Below are 20,220 nucleotides of genomic sequence, written 5' to 3' on the forward strand. Positions count from 1 at the left end.
AGAATACTATTCTACGACTTTCATTGACGAGATACCTTGTATCTCTTTATTACGCTTGGCTTTTGTTCAGTTTTCAAAGAACTCGTTTGCGCCGTGTTTCCTTGGCGACTTCTAATACTTTACACTGCTTCAATCCGAAAGTCAAATCTTTTTTAAAAAAAGTTTTTTAAGCGATTTAACTTTGTATGAATGCGGTATTTGTTAATATACCATCCCCTTCTACTAACGTCAATACGAAATTAGAACTTCTTTTTTGCAAAATCGTTTAATGACATCGCATATTGAGCGTGTTGATTTGGCGGAGCAACTTTTTTATAGATGTTATAGATAATATCATACTTCTCAATCATTACTTTTTTTACGACCCCATCAATTCGTTCATCTGTTAAATCCAACAGAAGCTCTTCTAATTCACGTTTTACTATGTACTCCACTTCTTTTATTTCAATCTCAGATAACAATAACCCTAGCATAAAACGCCTCCTGTAAGTACAAAACTACCTAATAGAATATTCTTTTCAACAAGGACAACTTTTATTCATAAGTTCTCTGGACAAACATATCTTGTCTATAGAACATACGAAAAAGGAGCGGTCATTCATGAAGGGAATTTGGGTGGTTAATCTAAGAAAAGTCAAGCCATTAATTTTTATATGCGTGACGGCTTTTTTTGTAGCGAGTTGGTTAGTGTTTCAACAAAATTATATTTCTGTTTTTTCAACACCTGCCGGACCACAAGCTTTTTATAAAGCTGATGATGCTGATAATAAGCTTGCGCTGACGTTTAACATAAGCTGGGGCGAAAAAAATGTAACGCCCATCTTGAATGTATTGAAAGATCATCACGTTGAACACGCTACTTTCTTTTTATCGGCCTCATGGGCAGAAACATATCCTGAATTAGTAGAAGAAATCGTTGATGCTGGTTATCAAATCGGAAGTCATGGTTACCAATATAAAAATTATCCGTCCCTCTCTGATACAGAAGTCACCCAAGATATGCAGAGAAGCAAGCAAGTTCTGCAGGAGCTTACAGGTGAAACACCTACACTGATCCGTCCTCCAAACGGAGCGTTTAATACAAATACGCTTCAGCTGGCAGAAGCACAAAATCTTGATGTAATTCATTGGAGTGTTAATTCCTATGATTATGAGAACCCAGGTACAGATAAAATTGTCAGCAATGTTGTAAACGAAACGCAGTCTGGCGATATTTTAATGTTTCATGCTTCAGATTCAGTTAAACAAACAGAATCAGCTTTGCCAATTATCCTTAAAACATTGGAACAAAGAGATTACTCATTTGCAACGATTTCTGAGATGATGAGTGATACAGATGCCACAAGTGAAGAAGTTGAATAAAAAAGACTGATTGGCTTGAGCCAATCAGTCTTTTTTATGTAGTCGATGTAATAAAAGCAGTTGATACGTATTCCCAATCAAAATTGGCGTTAAATAAAGGTATAACCAGTTTGTATTATTGACGACAAGAGCCGGAATCCATTCAATGGTTGTAATAACAAACATAAAGAATAATGCGGGAACAAAAGCTCCTTTATTCGTTTCTTTTGCTTTTATCCAAGCAATAAGAAGTGCATAAAGGAATAACGCTGTTGGAATAATGAAGTAGGACCAAATTGAATCCTCTCTGCCAAACGCAATATAGCGAAAATAAACTAAGTCAAAAAAGACAAACACGATTAGGATCCACTGAATCCGGTTCCATAATGCGTGTGAACGAGATAAGCCAAGTCCAAATCGATGAACGAATAAATACGCGAAAAAACCCATTTGCGAAACCAATGTAAAAGCTGCGCTTATACCTAACATCCAAATTAAACCGACGAAAAAGTTAGCAGCTCCACCGCCTACATATTCATCAAGATTTAATAAAATCCCTACCGTCCCCCCACTAATACTCCCGATTAGCAAAGTTGACCAAAATATAAATACCACTTTCCTGCTATTCACAAGCCAATCCCCCAGTTTTTTAAGTCCGTATTTATTGTAGCAACGTTCCATCATAAACACCAGTGAGTATATGCATATTATCTGTCTAAATACAGACACTATGGCTATTTACTAAGCTGAAAAAAGAGAAAGGAATAGGCAAATGAAAAAATGGATATCTGTTCTTATGATTACTACAATAACCTTGTTTATGTTAGGAGCCTGCGCTCAAACAGAGGCTCAACAAAATACGGATTATGAGGGCACAAAGAAGATGGTTATTGACCTTCTGAAAACCGATGAAGGCAAGAAAGCATTTCACGAGTTAATCGCGCAAGAAGATATGCGTGAAGAATTAGTAATGGACAGCGCTTTTGTAAAGCAAACCATTCAAGAAACATTGACATCTGACGAAGGCAAGGCCTATTGGCAAGAAGTAATGAAAGATCCTGAATTTGCCAAAGCCTTCGCTGAGAGCATGCAGGAAGAAAACGAAAAAATTTTAAAATCATTAATGAAAGATCCTAGCTACCAACAAATGATGATGGATATTTTAAAAGACCCGCAAATGGGGGAACAAGCGTTAGAATTAATGAAGTCAAAAGAGTATCGTGAACAAATTATGGCAATCATGAGTGAATCGATGGAAAGCCCGTACTTTGCCGCGAAAATGACTGATTTAATGAGCAAAGCGATTGAAAAGCAAGGTAAAAGCGAATCTGCCAATAATGAAAACGGGGAAGAATAAATAGAACCGTGCCTCTAAAAGAGGCACGGTTCTTCTTAATTATGTCTCGTCTTAAATACAATCGCTTCGGCTAGATCGCGATAAATCTCCCCAATAGGGTGCTCCTCCGCATAAATGGAAGGGGCAAAGTCGTCCTTGTTAATCTCAGGTTGACCTAACGGAATTTGCGCGAGAAGATCTGTTTTCATTTCTTCTGCAAGACGCGTTCCGCCGCCTTTACCAAATACATACTCTTTCTCACCTGTTACGCTGCTCTCAAAGTACGCCATGTTTTCAACAACGCCTAACATTTCATGATGCGTCCGAATGGCCATTGCGCCTGCTCGGGCAGCAACAAAGGCAGCGGTGGCATGAGGCGTTGTTACAAGCAGCTCTTTTGACTCTGGCAGCATCGAGTGTAGATCAAGCGCAACATCCCCCGTTCCTGGTGGTAAATCAAGAATAAGGTAATCCAACTCTCCCCATTCGCATTCTGAGAAGAATTGATTAATCATTTTCCCAAGCATAGGTCCTCTCCAAATAACAGGCGCATTGTCTTCAACAAAAAAGCCCATTGAGATAACCTTGACCCCAAAACGCTCTACCGGGTAAATTCGCTTGTCCACTACTTTTGGACGTTCTTCAATTCCCATCATATCTGGAACACTAAACCCATAAATATCTGCATCAATAATGCCAACTTTCTTGCCTAAGCGTGCAAGTGATACGGCTGTATTTACAGATACAGTTGATTTTCCAACGCCTCCCTTACCACTGGCAACAGTGATAAAGGTTGTCTTACTTGTTGGAGCTAGTAGAGAAGGTCCGGTAAACTCTTCTTCTTTTGCCCCGCCAAGAGCTTCCAATTCTTCATCAGAAAGTGTTTCAAACCGCAAACCAACGGAATTAGCACCTTCACTTTTTAACACATTGACTATCTCTTGCTGCACTTGCATTTGTTCAGCCGTACCCGTTTTTGCAAGCGCCACTTTTAAGCTAACATTGCCTTCTTTGTTTTTAATTTCACGTATTCCACCTGAATCAACAATGCTTTTATCTAGATCACGGTCTTTCACCCGTTTTAGCGCTTCCATTATTTCTTGATCAGTAATCATCGCTGTCACCATCCTTTACCAAAAAACAGATTAACTTCCACAAGTATAGCATAGATAAAACGAAGAAAGAACTAGAGCGGCTTGGCTCTAGTTCCTTTCTTTACTGAACAAAGCTGTCATTCATACGGATTCGCTTTTGGTGCCTTCTCACCAGACGCATAGCGGAGCATCCCTTCATAAATCGAAGCCGCTACTTTCGTTTGATAGTCATCATTTTCAAGTAATGCTGCTTCTGCAGGATTCGATAGAAAACCTGCTTCAACTAAAGCTCCTGGGATCTTCGCCTCTTTTAACAAGTAAACGTGATGAATTGGTTTCGCATAGCGATCGGTATTTTCTAAATTACGCTTTAACTCTTCTTGAATAAAGACTGCTAGTTCTTCATTTTTCTTATCTTTTAAATGATAAAACGTTTGTGATCCACGCCAGCGATCTGAAGGAATTGCGTTCATATGTATGGAGAGAAAGAAATCAGCATCAGATTCATTGACGATCTCCACGCGTTTCCGCAAGTCCTCCACTTTTCTTTGTCTAATTTTAGCTGTGGTTTCATCCGCTAAATCGATATCTTCTTCCCTTGTGAGAATGACTAGCGCCCCTGCTTCCTGCAAATAATCTCTCAGCTTTAAAGCTACATCTAATGTGATTTTCTTTTCAAGTATTCCCGATTTACTACTCGCACCGCCATCCATTCCTCCATGTCCTGGATCAAGAACAATCACCTTACCAGAAAGAGGTAAATGCCAAACCGAAGACGAGTTTTCAGTCGTCACATCATAACGAACCCAAACCAAAACAGCAGCTACTAACAAACCGCCAATGATAAAACTCCATTTGTATTGTTTCACAGCAAATCCTCCTTGTCCTCACCTTATATATACGTGGACAAGAAGGAGATATGAATACTATTGCAAACGAAGTTTATGAGCTTTACACGAATCGAGAAAACCTTTTTCCCACCAATGATCTAAGAGCATATCTGTAGCAATTAACATATGCTCAGGTGAATCCGTTTGGTTCCAACCCGATAAGGCTGCACACAAGCTATGAGACAGTTCCGTCAGCTCTCCAAAACACCTTTGTTTTGCTTGTCTAACAGGTTCACCGTAATAACCAAACCTACCGAAATCTGCTCCAAGCAAGTAAGCATCAATGGTCATATCCAAACATTGATCCATCAGAAAAGGATACGATTGAAAATGGAATGGCATTACAGGCCGAATCCATTCTTTTATATTTGTTTCCATGGTACGGATATTAATATTGCGCAGCATTTTACGTTCAAAATTCCATTTCTTTTCTCGGCTTTTATCCATCATTGATACAACGAACCCCATTACTCATTTCCCCTTTTTTAAAGTTAGTATGAGCGTCGTTTCCACCATCATACTAACGGAAGGGACAGTAATTCCTTCATGCATTTACAATCATTTCTGCACATAAATAACCCGATATTCAAAACACCTATTTTCTTATAAGACATATCATAATCACATGTGAGAAAGGAGACTATATAAGATGAGTTGCAAGAAATGTAAAAAAGATTTTTGTACATGTCAAAACGTCGATCCTTCCATTCAACGTTTTCAACGAACTCCATTAAATGGATGTCCAACTGATCCGTGTAGCGTTGGTGCTTTTGGTGCAACTGGGCCTACTGGACCAACGGGGCCGACTGGCGCTACAGGCATTGGCATTACTGGACCGACTGGACCCGGTGGCACGGGGGCAGGCATTACTGGAGCTACGGGTGCTACTGGATTAGACGGAGCAACAGGACCGACTGGCGCTACTGGACCAGCGGGCACTGGGGCAGGTATTACTGGAGCTACGGGTGCTACTGGATTAGACGGAGCCACTGGCGCCACCGGTATAACTGGACCAACCGGACCTGGCGGTGGAGGTTCTGGCATTACTGGACCGACTGGACCAACTGGGGCTACTGGGCCTGGCGGCGGGATCACCGGACCTACGGGAGCTACGGGCTTTACGGGTGTTACTGGTATTACCGGAGCTACGGGCGTAACAGGACCAACTGGTGGTGGCGGCGGTGAGATTTTTGCTGCTTTAAGAGCCGTTAGAAATATAGGAACCACTATCCCAGCTCAAGGAATTTTTACGGTCGATTATGATGCCACACAATATCTTGTAAACGCAGGGTTTGATGGGATTAATTTCATTACACAAATTGGCGGGATTTATCAAATAGAAGCTGGTTTGCAAGCGACTTTACTCGATCCAATTACACAAACGAGTCCAGAGAACTTTTTGTATATTCAAGTTAATGGTATTACCGTTGCTGAAAACAATACTGTTACAAACACCGCCCAAAACACGTTTCAAGTATCAACAAGTGTATTTTTAAATCCAGGTGACACGGTGGCCATTGCTGTACAAAGTGATCAAGATGTAAATATTGACCCTAACGCAGAAGTGAGCTTCTTTAGCGTGACAAGGTTACCTTCGCCTGAGATAATTTAACAATTTGCTCCTTGTTTACAAGGGGCAATACATAATAAAAAACCTTTTAGCAAAATTGCTGAAAGGCTTTTGAAGTAGATTAACGTTTCGAGCAGTATCTAGATATTTTCATATACACACTCAATCAAGCTCAATCCATCTATATCAACATCTCGGAATTGTTATACGGATAAGATTGTATGAAAAAGGATAGAATTTGACATGACTTGGACCAATTTACACAAAAAAGAAGGATGTTAGTTGAGAAAATACCATGAACACGAATTTTTATACTTTCTTAGCTAAAAAAAGAAGCAGACATTCATGGATTTCCATGAACACCTGCTTCTTTACTATTGTCAAGCACCTTACGTTAATGACATCGACATATAAGGTTAGGTGCTTTTAGAGAATAATAAATGATTCAGCGTCACCTTAACCTGCTGCAGCAATCTTATAAATCATACCGCCATCAGTGATGGCAATAAGCGCGCCATCCTCCGTTACAAGAACATCACGGAAACGTTCGCCTTCGTCAGTTAGTAAGCGTTCTTCTCCAACGATGAGGTCATCTTCAATCACGACACGTACAATATAGCTCGACGCTAAACCACCGATGAACAAGTTGTTCTCCCATTCAGGAATGGCGTCGTTATCATAGAATGACATACCACTTGGTGCACTTGTTGGATCCCAATAATATCTTGGTTCAACAAAGCCTTGCGCTTCGTGTTCTGAAACACCATCATTGATTAATTCACCACTGTACTCGATACCATAGGAAACAATTGGCCAACCATAGTTATTACCTGGTTCAATAATATTGAGTTCATCCCCAGCTTGTGGACCGAATTCAACAATCCACAAGTCTCCTGTTTCAGGGTGGAAGTCCACACCTTGAACATTACGGTGACCGTAGCTGTAAATACCATCTAGTGCATCTTCATCTTCAATAAATGGATTCGTATCTACTGCTTCTCCATCTTGTGTAATGTGAATGACTTTACCAAGGTAAGCATCTAAGTCTTGTGCACGTTCGCGAATTGGATCATCTGAACGCTCTCCAGTTGTTAAGAATAGGTTGTCTTCATCATCAAAGATAATACGTCCACCATAGTGTAAATTACCATCATAAGCTGGTTCTGCTTGGAAGATTACTTCAAAATCTTCAAGTGAAGCTTCATCTTCTGATAAAACACCTTTACCGACAGCCGTTACAGTACCACCTTCAATATCTTGAGCAAACGTCATAAATACTAATCTTGATTCGTCAAAATCAGGCGCAATGGTTACATCAAGTAAACCACCCTGACCTTCGCTATTTACTTCTGGTGTACCTTCGATTGGATCTGAAACAGAACCATCTTCAAGGTCTACAATCAGAAGTTCTGCTGAATCTCTTTGCGTAACAAGTAAGCGGTTTGTATCAAATTCTTCCATACCCCAAGACACGCCAAGACCCTCAGCAACAACTTCCACATCAAGTTCAGCTTCAGTCTCTACTGCAGGTGCTCTTGTTTGTTCTGGAAATGCTGGTTCAAATTCAGTAACTTTTGGTTCAGACTCTGCACTTTCATCAGCGCCCTCGTCAACACTTTCTTCTGTATCAGTATCCGAGTTATCCGTTGATTCTTCGTCTGAAGTATCACCATTGCCACATGCTGCCAAAGTTAATACAAACATCAGCATTGTAAAGAACATTAATCTTGACCACGAAACTTTCGTCATTCTTTTTCCTCCACGTTTCAAAATAGTAATTTGGCTATAAGATCTGGAAGTCATAACCAGTATTGATACTGAGTTTCAAGGGACTGAACTTTACTAAAAGAAAACTCCTCTGAAAATAACACTTTTAATACTATACCCAGATGACAAATAATCAAACGAATGTACCTAAACAATGCCAGAAAAAAGCATCAGCAAAATGCTGATGCTTTAAATCTCTTAAGTTCTTTGTGAGGTTCAAGCTGATTTGCACCAACTTGAACCAAAAAACCCTCTCTGCTCAAAAGAAGCAAAGAGGGTAAACATTGATATAGCAAGTATATTAACGTTTTGAGAACTGAGGCGCACGACGTGCTGCTTTAAGACCGTATTTTTTACGTTCTTTCATAGGCGGGTTTCTTCTATATTATATAGAAATTCATAAACCGTTTTAAATCAACGTTTTCCTTTACTTGTATTACGTGTGATTTTAAGTAATTTCATGAAAAGGGTATTCAAAGGGTATTCAAAAAAGTATAAAATAATTACGCTGGCAGGCTATATATTAAAAAGTTTTATCAAATAAATACCATTTATACTAAAAAAATTTCTTAACTATTATAAATGATAACTATAGAATTATGATACTAATCTGTAACCAAAATGAAAAAATTAATGTTTAGGGTTCATTAATTAAGTATAAAATTTTCATAAATAAGTTTCAGCATAAATTTAAACTGATTGGGTAAATATTTATGAATCAACGTCAATATCAACATAATTGTTCACATCAATAGTATCGTATTCAAAGTTATGGTAATTCAGCTCTCGAATCGTTTCGTTATAAATATCTTTGGTCTTTGAGGGATCCATGATAGTAACAGCTATAGCATAATCCATTGATAATTTACTGTCATCTTGGTTAAATTCTTTATAAATATAATCTCGATATTGTCCCTCTAAATATAAAAACCACTTTTTATCACTTGTTAAATGTTTTCTTTGAATAGAATCTTTAGCTTCTTCCAGATTAGCTGAGAATTTTTTTACAGGGTAATACTTATCTCCGAATTCTATTAAATTTCTTTCTTTTGAAAAGTCAGTATTAAGTTTTATTTTCTTTTTACCATAAATTTTTTTATTTAGCATGTTTTGAGAATCTTTTCTGCCTATAGGGTTCAATATTGTTGGCTTTGTAGTATCTCGATTTTCAAGCCTATCATATGTCCCCATTCGTAGCACCATATCAGATTGACAATATTCCGGGCCCATTTCCTTACATAAATAATTATTGTAAATCAAAGTAACTCTTATCTGTCCTCTATAATAATTATTTTCTACTAGACTCCTCGGGAAAGGAAAGTCCATTATATCAATTCTTGCTTTCTTTTTAATATTACCCATTAGCAACAAGGTTGCAGAATACGGGGAATCTTGAAACAAGATTTCTTCTGAGTTACTCGGCTTACCGTACCCTAACCTTTTCAAAGTTTCCAAACCATCTACTTCTGAATTATTAAGATAATCAGCTGAATGTACTGCTAATGTTTTAAGTAACAAGGGATTAAATTCATCTATGTCTACATCTAAACCTAAATATAATTCAGCGAGTAATTTAGCGACCTTAGGTGTAGAAAAGCTTGTGCCTGGTTCTGTTCTTATCGTTCCGTCAGCAATTAATGATCTCTCACCCTTTATTTCATAATCTTGTATAGATGTCGGACAAGCTGAGGTAGAAAATACATCTCCTCCATAGTGCACTAAGTCTGGTTTTATGATATCTGCTGGCCCTCGCCCTGTTCTTGAATAAGGCGCGGGGGTATTTTCTTTACAAAATCCATAAGTATCAGAATTCCGAGATATTGAACCAACTGTTAGAGATCTTACGGAATCAGCACCTATACTAATTTTATTGGGCTCTTTGCCAATAATATAAGAATCAGCATCATTACCAGCTGATTTGCAAATTATAACATTATATTCATCTTGTATCCTATCTAATGCTATAGCAAAGTCTGAAAATTTATTCTCATCTGTCCTTACTCCACTAATACTAACAGATAGACTCCATATCTTTATTTCGCGATTATTACTAATAGCTCTCTCAATATTTTTAATTAGTTCAGGTTCTTTAGCTCCACGGCTTGGTACAATAGGTACATCTACTATTATACAACCATCAATTGAAGAATCTTTAGTATTGTTCAATTGATTACCATGCACTAAAAGGTTGGCAATAAAGGTACCATGATTCGTATTTAATTCCGTTTCATCGTAATTACAGCCATCACCTTTTCGAACAAAACCTTCTAACTGGGGTAATATTGTAACTCCTGAATCAAGTAGACCTAATACAGGATAATTTTTATTCTCATCATATATTATAAACTCATTTGAAAACCTACTATCATCATCTTTCCCTAGAAAGGGACTTCCTACTGTCGGCATAGGTTCTACATTTTTAACAGGCAGTTCTTTTATAAACGTTAACTTATCTAAAGTGACCTCAGACACCTCTAGAACTTTATGATTTAAACTGTACGATTGTCGCTCGAAACTAATATTATTCTCTCTAAGCTCCTTCTCTACATACTCCAATACATCTTGGTTTAATTTGTCATTATGAAAATCAATAAAGTTTATCTTATAAACGTCTTCCTCTTCATCAACAGTAACATTGGGTTCAAAACTTTCAATTTTAGTTATAGCAGATATTGAATTTTGATTCTGAGTTAGTTTTTTCAAGTTTAATGTAGCTTGCTTAATAGATTCTTCCTGATCTAACTTTAAAAGTAGTTTATTTTCACTAACCATTCCTAATTGACTGTGGGAATTATCTACATTGAACATAGTAATTAATTTACTTTGATGAGATTTCGCTTTAGCATCGTCGAGAATACTAACCGTTAGAACATATGGAAATTCTAGTATGCTTGGTTTGACCTTTTCTTGGATCTCTTTTAATTGTTGTCCAAGTAGTTCACTATGAGCTTTTAATCCATCACCGGTTAATGTCCAAGGATAAATCTTATCCTTGCCTCCACCTTCTGTCCGAGTATTATCTTGTTCTCTCTGATTAAATTTTATCAATCGATACTTATCTTCTTTCATTAACTATTCCTCCTTTTTAACAGAGTTTCTAACTTTTCTCATTGATAAACCCGTATTTTCGACTATATCCTTTTGTGAAACTCCATGCTCATGTAAATACCCTACTAATTCTTCTTCTTCTCCAATTGAAGGATTGTTTCTTAAATATATCTCATAAAGCACATCATAAAATGTTAATTCTTCTCTATTATTTAGTACACATTTTTTTTTAGCTGTATTAATAATTGATTTTATCTCTGCAGGTGAAATTGCTTCGAATAATAAAGTCAAAGTATTTATCTTCTTTTTGTCTTCCAAGATATTATTCTTTATACCAGAAATAAATTCTTGAATAATCTTTAAACGAATTATCTTTTCTGGATAATCTAGCATTAGAATTTTATCAAACCTTCTCCAGACAGCTTTGTCTAACAATTGATGGTGATTTGTAGCAGCGATTAATATACTCTCATTACTAAATTGATCAATATTTTGAAGAAGAGAATTTACTACACGTTTTAGTTCCCCAGTTTCGTGTTTATCATCCCTGATTTTCGCTATGACATCAAATTCATCTAAAAAGAGTACACATGGTTTTCTTGAAGCAAAATCAAAAACTTTCCTAATATTCTTCGCTGTGCTGCCTAACATGGAAGAAATTAAACTATCTAATTTTACAATGACTAAAGGTAAGTCTAATTGAAAACTTATATACTTAGCTACAGATGTTTTTCCTGTTCCAGGTGGACCATATAACAATAAATTATTATTTGTTTCAATCCCATTAGAAATAAGAATATCTTTTTTGTAATAAGACATAATGAAATCTTTTATTTCATCCTCAATCCTTACATCGAAAATCAGAGAATCCGTACTTTCTATTGGCAAAAGCACATCAACGGTCTCCAACTTACTTTCCCGATCAAAGGGTTTTGTAATAAGCGAGTCTAAACTAGCTAAGTTAGTGTTATTAGAGTCAATTATTTTAACTATTTTATTTGCGACCTTGCTATCTCCAGATTCAATTAAATTCTGGGCTAAAGCTCTTGAATAATTAATCACTTTTTGTTGGTCTTTCGACATGCCACCCTCAATAATCTTGATTATCTCTGCAAACATTTCAACCCCCCCCTTAACTTAATATAAACATTTATGTACGTTTTAACAACAAAAATGATACTTTTTTTGTTAAAACGTTAGTTTTTTTATTAAAAACGTCCAAAACAAGGCATAGACGTACCCCTACCGATTATCGCCCAGAATGTCTTTGCGACAGCTGCCTTTTCAGGCGTCCTACGTTACGAATCTCGCCCCTCCTAAGAGCATGTCGGCGCGGAAACGTGCGAACAATCTCGTCATACGCTCTGTTCTTCGAACAGGTGTCAGCGTATTTGACGAATCGCTTAACGGTGCGGGTTTGCGCGGTACTGAATACGCGACGTATTCTGGTGTGCGAATCTGCCGATGTCGCGTACCGCCTGTCTCACCAGTAGTTACGCCTACTATGGACGGTGCGGTGCTTGTCTCGGTATGCGGTAGGGGAAAGAGCATAAGGGGGACGTATGACAAGCTGCGCTCGTCAGTCAGCATAGCTGACCGTCCCCCTTACTGCGTCGAGCTATGCTCTCCTTGCCCTTCACTTCGTTTCGGGTGCTCATTCGGTCTTTCGCTTTGCTTCATCCCTAATCAAAATAACCCCTTCATTACGTGACGACAAATCGTTGTCATACTTCTATTCCGTATGTACCATTTGCTTGATAAGCGTGTGCGTAGGTTCCACTTACGCTGATTAACCTACCGAAGTTTGCATCGATAGTCCGTACGCACACATCAACAATTTTTTTTCACATATCTCCTTGAAAATCCGACCAGAAATGCAGCAAATTTTATATACCAAAGATTTATACTGAATTTTCAAACATATATTACTTATAGCGTTATGTCACAAGGATTAATGCGAATGATGTTTGTGACACGCTCAAATAAAGTGAACAACTATAGTCTTAATTAACTTCGTAGAGCCAAAACCCTTCACACGACAAAGACTTGATCCCAAGATACAGGTAGGAACCCATTAAGACACACTTTCATATCAATGGATGGATAATTGTAGTAATCGGCATTTCAAGCGATTTTAAGCAACACCATTAGTCTCACAAACAAAACCTTATGTTTTCTTACGGCAATTTTCAACACCAAAACCACAAATCACTCCCTTAGAATCTTAATCCTTGGAAATGTTCCTATGTTCCTGGTTTTTCAGACAAATCTTTTATATGTGTAATACACATCTATATATTTTTTTTATTATAGTATTTCATTAAAAAAAGAAGGAACAAAGGAACACTATCGCTTGACCCATTGGTACATTAAGATTTAGCTGTTCCTATTCGGTGTGATAAAGCAGAGACATTGCAGGAACATCTGCGTCTTAAAAGGAACAAAGCAAGAAAATTTACTTGCATATGTGCAAATCAGTCGTAAATTTGCGTGATCAAAGTTTTGCAAAAAAGCTGAAATTACTTCCGCACATGCAAAAACAGCACCAAAAAAAGGAACATTTCGGGCGAACAAGGAACACTTTAAACCAAAAAGGAACAAAGCAGGAACAGAAGAAAGCACTTTCAACGAATAATTAATATAAGGTTACATGTTAGCTATCCTCAACCTGCCCGTGATTCACAAATAGGTTAAAATCATTCATACCACTCCATTGATTCTTAAAATTATTGTTTCCAAGAAAAAAACCAAGGCAACATCCCTCGTTTTTATATGATAATTTGAATGACTTATAATAGATCACCTATAAGTGATCTAAATTTTTTCTCTTGCACAACAAAAATAAATTTATTACTATCACGCCACATCAAGTTGATTATGGAACGAGCGATACCAAGTGAATCTTTATATAATTGGATGTATTTAAACAATACCTCTTCTGATGATCAAGCATCTGCTTATTTAGTTCAAATTTATTGGTAATGGGACACCTACTTATTTCATTCACTTTCCTAACAGCGAGACGTCGTCTTTTATAATGAATGGTACTCATGATGGCGAAATATCGAACAGTAAATGCATGTTACCTTATCTACAGTTTTAATATATTCGCTTTACTCTATTTCATTTTAAAACCTACTTTGTTTGAAACATTTTAATTTCTGCTATATCCTTATTGGATAAATTAAACCATTCGCCATTGATTAAATTATCTTTGTATTTCTTGTGGAAGAACTTCTCTAATGAGTCTACATTTAAACTTTCAATTACATGGATGACTTCCCATTTGAAAGGCATTTTATACGGAAAGAATATTTTTGTTTTTAAGTTCTTTGTTTTGCCAACCTTAATATATCCTTTTTCTTTTTCTTGTAAAAAATATACACACATAATATTTTCAGGTTTTACCTCCTCTTGTCTTCTTGGTTTAAAAGGTAGTTTTTCTTTATAAAACTTGCTATCTTTTACTATGGTTCTGTCTAATTTGTCTTTTAATAAGAAGAAACGATAACTCTTCTTAAGAAGTTCCAATTTTCGCTGCCAATCATTTCTTAGTATTATAAATTCTAACTTACTTTTTACTTTTTCGTCTTTCTCCTTTTTTATTAAGTCCGTTATCAACTCTATTGTTTCATCATCGTATACTACTTTGTTTTCTAAAAACAAATACAAGGTCACTCCTATCTCGTATCGAATGACTTTCTTTTCAGCGGGAAACTGTTCAATTAAGAATGGAATAACCCAAAAAATAGCTTCTAAATTTTCTTCTGTTAGATGAAACCTCAACCAAAAATTTATAGTTTTTAGAGCATCTTTTCGATGCTTGAACTGGCCGTCATGGAAATATCGGATAATTCGCGTTACTGGTCCTAACCCAAACCATTCTCGAATATCTTTTGGGGACAATCGGTTAAAATCCTCTACAGTAATTTTAGTCATAAATTTCACCTCTTGATCATTTATTTCCAAAATTCTTTTAATTAAGACGGCGGGATTCCATTTTATATATTGGAGTGTGAGAGGAAAATTTGCCGAATTCACAAGAGGTAAATTTTTATTTGTATATATGAGTAGGTGTGTGAGTTACTTTTGAGTCTATCCAAAAATAAAACATTGGTACGACAAAAAACACATACGATTTCAGTCGTGAAATCATACGTGTTTTTACTTGTGAACCTCTGAACCAAAACTTTATATATCCACTATTTACCTTGTTGACAAATGAATTTAACTTCGCCTGCCAGCGAATAAGTTAGTTGTTTGAGCTTATCGTTTTTTTATATTTATTCATAAATTTAATAACGTCTACTCGATCGAGAAGCACTTTACCTTCCAACTCTATTATTGGCAAACCAACCCTTTCTAATTTTTGCAAGTGACCAAAAGAAATTCCAAGGAATTCACAGCATTGTTTTTTGGTCATAAATCTACCCTCACCAATATCTCGTTTTGCTGCTTCGAAAGCATTTTTACTAAGCTCATAAAATAACTCATAGTACTTCTCCTTGAACTCATCTGAAACCTGTAATGGCATGTAAGCTTCCATGAATGTTTTCACCTCTTTATAATTTGGTAATATTTTACTTTTTAAGTATATAATAACCTCATACTGTTAACAATACTTTAGTAAGAAAAATATTTACTAAGTAAACATTTAATGCGATAATCTAAATAGACACATTTGAAATGAAAGGTAGTTTCTTATGAACGCTAAAGAATTTGGATTAAAACTTAAAGAAATCCGTAAAGAAAAAAATTTAACCTTACTGGACCTAAAAAAACGAACTGGTTACTCAGATTCATATTTATCTCAAATTGAGAATGGCTATAAAGATTTGCCCAAGCCCGACTTAATAAGAAGACTTGCTACAGGATTAGGCGTTTCACATATTTTTCTTATGAAATTAGCTGGCTACGCTAACTCATATATAGATGTTGAGAATGCCCCTAACATGTGCGAAGGAATTAGTAAAAAGTCTCAAAATGATAATAAGGTTATCGATGTGACACTCCCAAGTACCGAAGAAATTAAAATGGAGAACGGAGAACAAACTATTCGAGAATTATCAGTTGACGAGTTAAGAAGAAGATTATTTGACCTTCATGATCTTCTTAATATGAAGGTTGACTTGTACTATAAGGATACGTTTTTAACAGATGAAGAACGCAAAAAAATTCGGACCCTCCTTGAATTAATCTTTGAATAAAGTCTTCTCTTTCCTGTATATAGCCTGCCAGCGTATTGGAAAGGAAAATTATTATGGCAAATATAAAAAAATACACAAAGAAAGACGGTACTACCGCTTATATGTTTAATGTGTATCTCGGTAAGGATCCACTCTCAGGAAAGAAGAAACGGACTACACGTCGAGGTTTCAAGACAAAAAAAGATGCAAATATCGCATTATCAAAACTATTAGTGGAAGTCGATGAACTCGGGCTTCGTCAAAATGCTCAGATAACCTATCAAGAAGTCTTTGAGGAATGGTTTAAACAACATCGAAAAGAAGTAAAGCCAACTACGGTATATGCGATGGAGAGTAAATTCAGTCATAGAATTCTTCCAGTCTTCGGCCCTCACAAAATGAAAGACATTTCGCGTTCACATTGTCAAAAAGCAATCAATGCTTGGGCCCAGGAGCTTAAAACATTTAATGATTATAAGATACAAGCAAACCTCGTCTTCCGATATGCTATGAAAATGGACATTATTAAGCGCAATCCGATGGATTATGTCACCTTGCCAAAACGGAAACATGACATCGATTATAATGTCGAGCTGGAAGAAAAAAAGTATTACTACACACGAGAAGAGCTCAGAATCTTCCTAGAGTCGATTAAGAACGATGATATGGCCTACACCATGTTTCGACTACTTGCGTTTACAGGAGCACGTAAAGGTGAAATATACGCCCTTCAGTGGTCGGATGTGGACTTCCAAAATAAGAGAATCAGTTTTAAAAAGACATTGACCCACACAAACGGAAAAAAGCAACTTCAGACATCTAAAACAAAGGCATCTCGGCGTGTTATTAGCGTGGACGATGAAACTCTAGCCATCTTAAAGAAATGGCGTAGCAGGCAAATACAGCGATATCTGCTGTTAGAGCTTTCCACTCCTTTTAAATCTGATGATAAACAACCCGTCTTTACGGTCTATAATCAGTTAAAACACAAAATGGATTATTGCCGACTGGCTTACTTGAATGAAAAACTGGAGCGGATTTATCAAAAGAATATGGAGCTGCAAAAGATTAATGTTCATGCATTTCGGCATACACATGCCAGCCTGTTGTTTGCAGCTGGTGCTTCCATCAAAGATGTACAAGCTCGGCTCGGGCACACAGATATTCAAACTACGATGGATATTTACACTCATGTGACCGATGAAGCAAAGGAGAAAACAGCAGAAATTTTTAAGAAATACATGAATTTTTAGCTCGGGGTATTCAATGGGTATTCAAATACAATTTTGTATATAAAAAACCCTCTCTGCTCCATAGAAGCAAAGAGGGTAAACATTGATATACCAAGTATATTAACGTTTTGAGAACTGAGGCGCACGACGTGCTGCTTTAAGACCGTATTTTTTACGTTCTTTCATACGAGCATCACGTGTTAAGAAGCCAGCAGATTTCAAAGTAGGGCGGTTATCAGGATCTACTTGAAGTAACGCACGAGCTACGCCGTGGCGAATCGCTCCCGCTTGTCCTGTGAAGCCGCCTCCGTTTACATTAACATGAACATTGTACTGTCCAGTTACACCTGTTTCAACAAGTGGTTGTTTAACGATAAGCTTTAGTGTTTCAAGACCAAAATATTCGTCAAGGTCACGGCCGTTAACAACGATTGTGCCATCGCCTGGAACAAGGCGAACACGCGCAACAGAATGCTTACGACGGCCAGTGCCGTAGTATTGTACTTGAGCCATTATCAATTACCTCCTAAAGATTAACCGCGAAGCTCGTAAGCTTCTGGTTTTTGTGCTTGCTGATTGTGTTCAGAACCTGCATATACATGAAGCTTCATGCCTTGTTTACGGCCAAGCGTGTTCTTAGGAAGCATTCCTTTGATCGCTAGCTCAAGCATACGCTCTGGCTTATTTGCACGCATTTCGTGTGCTCTCGTTTCTTTCAATCCACCTGGGTGGTTTGTATGGCGGTAGTAAACTTTATCTTGAAGCTTGTTTCCAGTTAAGTGGATTTTGCTTGCATTCAAGATGATTACGTGATCACCAGTATCAATATGTGGTGTAAATGTTGGTTTGTGCTTTCCGCGCAGGATTGATGCAACTTCTGAAGCAAGACGACCAAGCGTTTGACCTTCAGCGTCAACAACGTACCATTTACGCTCAACTTCGTTTGGCTTTGCCATATATGTTGTACGCATAATTGAACCTCCTAATAATGTGAATCAGACTTTTTATCGTGTAGCAACAAGAGCATGCTTAAAACTGGCTGTTTAGCACATGGTCTTACTTGCATAATTGTGATTTCATTCCGCAACCCGGGGCAGTGGGTCTTTAGAATTACCATCTAACATCATATAATATTTGATTCTTAAAGTCAATAAATTTTATAAAAACTTGTCCTGGTGTTTCTTTTTATTTTTAGCGTGAAAAATGTTCTTCATCGTAATGAACTTCCCACAGGTACAAACCATGTCCCGGGGCTGTTTTACCTGCTTGTGATCGATCTAAGCTCGCTAAAATCGCTTCAATTTCCCGCGCTTTTCTTTTGCCAGATCCTACTTCAATGAGGGTTCCAACTATAATCCGTACCATATTGTATAAAAACCCATTACCGCTAAAGGATAGCTCTAGCTCTTGGCCTACGGGTTGTATCGACACATTGGTAATGGTTCTTACTTTATCTTCTACGGACGTGTTCGCTGCGCAAAATGCTGAGAAATCATGCGTTCCTATCAAGTATTGTGCCGCTGTCTGCATTGCAGGGACATCAAGCGGCCATTTAATGTGAACAGATTGATTGCGCCTAAATACATTTGGAACATCTCCATAATGAATATAATAACGATACTCTTTCCCTACTGCATCATACCGTGCATGGAACGTATCGTTAACACCATGAACATTCAGAACAACCACGTCATCTGGTAGCTGAGAATTGATCGCCTGCTTCCAGCTTGTCGTGTCCATCGATATGGTTGACTCAAAATGGATAACTTGTCCAAAAGCATGAACACGGGCATCGGTTCTACCTGAGGCAACAATTGGAGTATGCACCCCTTTATGAATTGTTTGCAGCGCTTGTTCAACAACAAGTTGAACCGTTCGCTTACCTGGTTGGACTTGATAACCACTAAAATCGGTTCCGTCATAAGATAATTTACAAGCATATCTTGCCATTTTTTCTCTCCTTACAACCACATGATCAAACATGCGGTTCCAACACTCACACTTAAAGCAAGCGTATCCGAAAATGCCCAATTCGTTTGTTTCCAAATTGTTCGTTTCCCATTGCTCTTATACCCTCTTGCCTCCATTGCTTGAGCAAGATCTTCAGCCCGCTTAAGGGATCGCACAAAAAGAGGAACAAGTATAGGAATAAAAGATGTGATTCGTTTGCTAATTGATTTTTTATTTGTATAAAACCCGCGTGCATCTTGTGCTCTTCGAATTAAAAACAATTCGTTTTTTAAAATAGGGATAAACCGTAAAGCGATCGACATCATTAGCGCTATGTCAGATACTGGTACCCTTATTCGCTTTAAAGGACCTAACAAACGCTCAATTGCATTCGTAATTTGAAAAGGTTTTGTTGTTGCTGTTAAAAGAATTGCTAACAAAAACAAAAGCATTGTTCTCCAAAAAACCAATCCAGCTTCCCAAAAGCCTTCTTGATAAATTGGAAATGATCCGATTGTAAATAGTACGGCTCCTTCACGAACTGCGCTAACTTGAAAAACTGAGAATATGATTAAGAAAACCGCAACCATCCGTAGGGAAGCTATCATAGCTACAATTGACACTCGACTTAACAACATTAGGCTGACTACAAATAAAGAACTTACGCCAACAGCTTGCCACGTTTGTACACTGAACAGAACAATAGCGATTAAAAACGTACTAATCAATTTTACTCTCGGTTCTACTTGATGGAGAATGGACTTCCCCGAAATGTATTGACCAACGGTAATGGATGATTTACTCAT

General features: G+C 37.3%; 19 protein-coding genes and 1 pseudogene. 5 read left to right on the plus strand and 15 right to left on the minus strand.

The window, feature by feature from the left end:
- Nucleotides 1–239: 239 nt before the first annotated feature.
- Nucleotides 240–473, minus strand: coding sequence for a hypothetical protein (locus tag JOC54_RS20090; RefSeq protein ID WP_035421366.1), 234 nt, complete (start codon nucleotides 471–473; stop codon nucleotides 240–242).
- A 127-nt stretch (nucleotides 474–600) separates the two neighbouring features.
- Between JOC54_RS20090 and pdaB the strand changes: the two genes are divergently transcribed.
- Nucleotides 601–1,362 (plus strand): polysaccharide deacetylase family sporulation protein PdaB, encoded by a 762-nt coding sequence (pdaB, locus tag JOC54_RS20095; RefSeq protein ID WP_035421364.1) that lies wholly within the window; start codon nucleotides 601–603, stop codon nucleotides 1,360–1,362.
- 24 nt (nucleotides 1,363–1,386) lie between these two features.
- Here the strand turns inward: pdaB and JOC54_RS20100 are convergent, their stop codons facing one another.
- Nucleotides 1,387–1,971 carry a KinB-signaling pathway activation protein gene (locus JOC54_RS20100; protein WP_035421376.1) on the minus strand — a complete coding sequence of 195 codons (585 nt, stop codon included), beginning with the start codon at nucleotides 1,969–1,971 and terminating at the stop codon, nucleotides 1,387–1,389.
- 142 nt (nucleotides 1,972–2,113) lie between these two features.
- Between JOC54_RS20100 and gerD the strand changes: the two genes are divergently transcribed.
- Nucleotides 2,114–2,698, plus strand: a complete 585-nt coding sequence (gerD, locus tag JOC54_RS20105; RefSeq protein ID WP_204468728.1) for a spore germination lipoprotein GerD — start codon at nucleotides 2,114–2,116, stop codon at nucleotides 2,696–2,698.
- Between the two features lie 35 nt (nucleotides 2,699–2,733).
- Here gerD and salA read toward each other — a convergent pair whose 3' ends face one another.
- The 3 genes from salA to JOC54_RS20120 form a co-directional block, all read right to left on the minus strand.
- Nucleotides 2,734–3,792: an iron-sulfur carrier protein/transcriptional regulator SalA gene (salA, locus tag JOC54_RS20110; protein WP_204468730.1), complete on the minus strand. Its 1,059-nt coding sequence runs from the start codon at nucleotides 3,790–3,792 to the stop codon at nucleotides 2,734–2,736.
- A gap of 116 nt (nucleotides 3,793–3,908) precedes the next feature.
- Nucleotides 3,909–4,640 carry an N-acetylmuramoyl-L-alanine amidase CwlD gene (gene cwlD / locus JOC54_RS20115; RefSeq protein WP_051991930.1) on the minus strand — a complete coding sequence of 244 codons (732 nt, stop codon included), beginning with the start codon at nucleotides 4,638–4,640 and terminating at the stop codon, nucleotides 3,909–3,911.
- A 57-nt stretch (nucleotides 4,641–4,697) separates the two neighbouring features.
- Complete coding sequence (locus tag JOC54_RS20120) at nucleotides 4,698–5,129, minus strand: DUF2521 family protein (protein WP_035421360.1); 432 nt, start codon at nucleotides 5,127–5,129, stop codon at nucleotides 4,698–4,700.
- A 181-nt stretch (nucleotides 5,130–5,310) separates the two neighbouring features.
- Between JOC54_RS20120 and JOC54_RS20125 the strand changes: the two genes are divergently transcribed.
- A complete protein-coding gene (locus JOC54_RS20125) occupies nucleotides 5,311–6,273 on the plus strand; it encodes a collagen-like protein (RefSeq protein WP_204468732.1) in 963 nt (320 codons plus the stop codon).
- 414 nt (nucleotides 6,274–6,687) lie between these two features.
- Here the strand turns inward: JOC54_RS20125 and JOC54_RS20130 are convergent, their stop codons facing one another.
- From JOC54_RS20130 to JOC54_RS20155, 6 genes and pseudogenes are all read right to left on the minus strand, one after another.
- The gene (locus JOC54_RS20130) at nucleotides 6,688–7,980 is read right to left on the minus strand and encodes a PQQ-dependent sugar dehydrogenase (protein ID WP_204468735.1); all 1,293 of its coding nucleotides are present in this window, start codon (nucleotides 7,978–7,980) and stop codon (nucleotides 6,688–6,690) included.
- A gap of 319 nt (nucleotides 7,981–8,299) precedes the next feature.
- Nucleotides 8,300–8,377 (minus strand): annotated as a pseudogene (gene rpsI / locus JOC54_RS20135) (30S ribosomal protein S9); the annotation flags it as partial.
- A gap of 332 nt (nucleotides 8,378–8,709) precedes the next feature.
- Nucleotides 8,710–11,067, minus strand: coding sequence for a S8 family peptidase (locus JOC54_RS20140; RefSeq protein ID WP_204468738.1), 2,358 nt, complete (start codon nucleotides 11,065–11,067; stop codon nucleotides 8,710–8,712).
- A 3-nt stretch (nucleotides 11,068–11,070) separates the two neighbouring features.
- A complete protein-coding gene (locus JOC54_RS20145) occupies nucleotides 11,071–12,165 on the minus strand; it encodes an AAA family ATPase (RefSeq protein WP_204468740.1) in 1,095 nt (364 codons plus the stop codon).
- Between the two features lie 2,016 nt (nucleotides 12,166–14,181).
- Nucleotides 14,182–14,985 (minus strand): GIY-YIG nuclease family protein, encoded by an 804-nt coding sequence (locus JOC54_RS20150; protein WP_204468742.1) that lies wholly within the window; start codon nucleotides 14,983–14,985, stop codon nucleotides 14,182–14,184.
- 313 nt (nucleotides 14,986–15,298) lie between these two features.
- Nucleotides 15,299–15,592 (minus strand): hypothetical protein, encoded by a 294-nt coding sequence (locus JOC54_RS20155; protein WP_144557451.1) that lies wholly within the window; start codon nucleotides 15,590–15,592, stop codon nucleotides 15,299–15,301.
- A gap of 157 nt (nucleotides 15,593–15,749) precedes the next feature.
- Here JOC54_RS20155 and JOC54_RS20160 point away from each other — a divergent pair, with 157 nt between their 5' ends.
- Nucleotides 15,750–16,253, plus strand: coding sequence for a helix-turn-helix domain-containing protein (locus JOC54_RS20160; RefSeq protein WP_204468744.1), 504 nt, complete (start codon nucleotides 15,750–15,752; stop codon nucleotides 16,251–16,253).
- A gap of 53 nt (nucleotides 16,254–16,306) precedes the next feature.
- A complete protein-coding gene (locus JOC54_RS20165; protein ID WP_204468746.1) occupies nucleotides 16,307–17,485 on the plus strand; it encodes a site-specific integrase in 1,179 nt (392 codons plus the stop codon).
- A 99-nt stretch (nucleotides 17,486–17,584) separates the two neighbouring features.
- Here the strand turns inward: JOC54_RS20165 and rpsI (JOC54_RS20170) are convergent, their stop codons facing one another.
- The 4 genes from rpsI (JOC54_RS20170) to JOC54_RS20185 form a co-directional block, all read right to left on the minus strand.
- On the minus strand, nucleotides 17,585–17,977 hold the full coding sequence (rpsI, locus tag JOC54_RS20170) for a 30S ribosomal protein S9 (protein ID WP_035421356.1): 393 nt from the start codon (nucleotides 17,975–17,977) through the stop codon (nucleotides 17,585–17,587).
- A 20-nt stretch (nucleotides 17,978–17,997) separates the two neighbouring features.
- Nucleotides 17,998–18,435: a 50S ribosomal protein L13 gene (gene rplM, locus JOC54_RS20175; protein WP_035421353.1), complete on the minus strand. Its 438-nt coding sequence runs from the start codon at nucleotides 18,433–18,435 to the stop codon at nucleotides 17,998–18,000.
- Nucleotides 18,436–18,655: 220 nt separating this feature from the next.
- A complete protein-coding gene (gene truA / locus JOC54_RS20180) occupies nucleotides 18,656–19,414 on the minus strand; it encodes a tRNA pseudouridine(38-40) synthase TruA (RefSeq protein WP_035441579.1) in 759 nt (252 codons plus the stop codon).
- Between the two features lie 11 nt (nucleotides 19,415–19,425).
- Entirely contained in the window at nucleotides 19,426–20,220 is a 795-nt protein-coding gene (locus JOC54_RS20185; protein WP_204468748.1) for an energy-coupling factor transporter transmembrane component T family protein, read from the minus strand.

It is taken from the genome of Shouchella xiaoxiensis (genome assembly GCF_016907895.1).
Lineage (GTDB): Bacteria > Bacillota > Bacilli > Bacillales > Bacillaceae_D > Shouchella > Shouchella xiaoxiensis.

Bases quoted from the DNA above. Each gene is read 5' to 3' on its own strand.
- JOC54_RS20090 (WP_035421366.1), bottom strand. From the start codon at position 473: ATGCTAGGGTTATTGTTATCTGAGATTGAAATAAAAGAAGTGGAGTAC.
- pdaB (WP_035421364.1), top strand. From the start codon at position 601: ATGAAGGGAATTTGGGTGGTTAATCTAAGAAAAGTCAAGCCATTAATT.
- gerD (WP_204468728.1), top strand. From the start codon at position 2,114: ATGAAAAAATGGATATCTGTTCTTATGATTACTACAATAACCTTGTTT.
- salA (WP_204468730.1), bottom strand. From the start codon at position 3,792: ATGATTACTGATCAAGAAATAATGGAAGCGCTAAAACGGGTGAAAGAC.
- JOC54_RS20120 (WP_035421360.1), bottom strand. From the start codon at position 5,129: ATGGGGTTCGTTGTATCAATGATGGATAAAAGCCGAGAAAAGAAATGG.
- JOC54_RS20125 (WP_204468732.1), top strand. From the start codon at position 5,311: ATGAGTTGCAAGAAATGTAAAAAAGATTTTTGTACATGTCAAAACGTC.
- JOC54_RS20130 (WP_204468735.1), bottom strand. From the start codon at position 7,980: ATGACGAAAGTTTCGTGGTCAAGATTAATGTTCTTTACAATGCTGATG.
- JOC54_RS20140 (WP_204468738.1), bottom strand. From the start codon at position 11,067: ATGAAAGAAGATAAGTATCGATTGATAAAATTTAATCAGAGAGAACAA.
- JOC54_RS20145 (WP_204468740.1), bottom strand. From the start codon at position 12,165: ATGTTTGCAGAGATAATCAAGATTATTGAGGGTGGCATGTCGAAAGAC.
- JOC54_RS20150 (WP_204468742.1), bottom strand. From the start codon at position 14,985: ATGACTAAAATTACTGTAGAGGATTTTAACCGATTGTCCCCAAAAGAT.
- JOC54_RS20155 (WP_144557451.1), bottom strand. From the start codon at position 15,592: ATGGAAGCTTACATGCCATTACAGGTTTCAGATGAGTTCAAGGAGAAG.
- JOC54_RS20160 (WP_204468744.1), top strand. From the start codon at position 15,750: ATGAACGCTAAAGAATTTGGATTAAAACTTAAAGAAATCCGTAAAGAA.
- JOC54_RS20165 (WP_204468746.1), top strand. From the start codon at position 16,307: ATGGCAAATATAAAAAAATACACAAAGAAAGACGGTACTACCGCTTAT.
- rpsI (WP_035421356.1), bottom strand. From the start codon at position 17,977: ATGGCTCAAGTACAATACTACGGCACTGGCCGTCGTAAGCATTCTGTT.
- rplM (WP_035421353.1), bottom strand. From the start codon at position 18,435: ATGCGTACAACATATATGGCAAAGCCAAACGAAGTTGAGCGTAAATGG.
- truA (WP_035441579.1), bottom strand. From the start codon at position 19,414: ATGGCAAGATATGCTTGTAAATTATCTTATGACGGAACCGATTTTAGT.
- JOC54_RS20185 (WP_204468748.1), bottom strand. From the start codon at position 20,220: ATGAGTAAATCATCCATTACCGTTGGTCAATACATTTCGGGGAAGTCC.